The following is a 689-nucleotide window of genomic DNA, read 5'->3' as shown; positions in this document are numbered from 1 at the left end:
CAACACGCCAGTGACCTTAAACCCATTGGCAAATGATACCGATGCAGATGGCAACCCATTGACCATCACCGCGATCAATGGCGTGACCTTGACCCCGGGCACCGCACAACAAATCAACACCCCGAACGGTATCGTGAACATTGATGCCCAAGGCACCATTACCTTCACCCCGAACACAGGCTTTAGCGGTCAAGAGACCTTCAACTACAGCATCAGCGATGGCCAAGGTGGCAGCTCGACTGCTAACCAAATCATTAACATTGCACCAGTAGAAACAACCACCCTGACCTTAACGGCAGCGGCAGTCAACGAAGGTGCGGACATCACCATCACCGCGACGGTGGACAATGCCCCAGAAGATACCGATTTAGTCATCACCCTAGACAATGGCCAGATCATCACCATTGCGGTGGGCGCGACCACAGGCTCAGTGACCTTTGCCAATCCGAACGGTGAAGACGTCTACCTTGACGGCGAAACCTTAGTGTTTGATGTGAATAGCGCAGTGGGCGGCAACTATGAAAACTTAGTCAGCCCAGCGGATGTCAGTGTGGTCGTGAATGACACCATCAACCCGACCACGGTGACCCTGAATAACGTGAGCGTGGATGAAGGCACAGGAACCGCGACGATCGGTGCCAGTCTGGATCATGCACCGACTGCAGGCCCTGTGGTCTTGACCTTAAGCA

1 protein-coding gene is annotated in these 689 nt (G+C 54.0%); it reads left to right on the top strand.

Annotated elements, in window-relative coordinates; all coding sequences use genetic code 11:
- Window positions 1–689 (top strand): immunoglobulin-like domain-containing protein (locus MF4640_RS19355; protein WP_171263923.1); only part of this gene is annotated, 689 nt, incomplete at both ends.

The organism is Acinetobacter sp. MF4640 (assembly GCF_002018895.1).
Classification (GTDB): domain Bacteria; phylum Pseudomonadota; class Gammaproteobacteria; order Pseudomonadales; family Moraxellaceae; genus Acinetobacter; species Acinetobacter johnsonii.
Note: the sequence above shows the minus strand (reverse complement) of the source record. Positions and strands in the feature narration are given on the sequence as shown.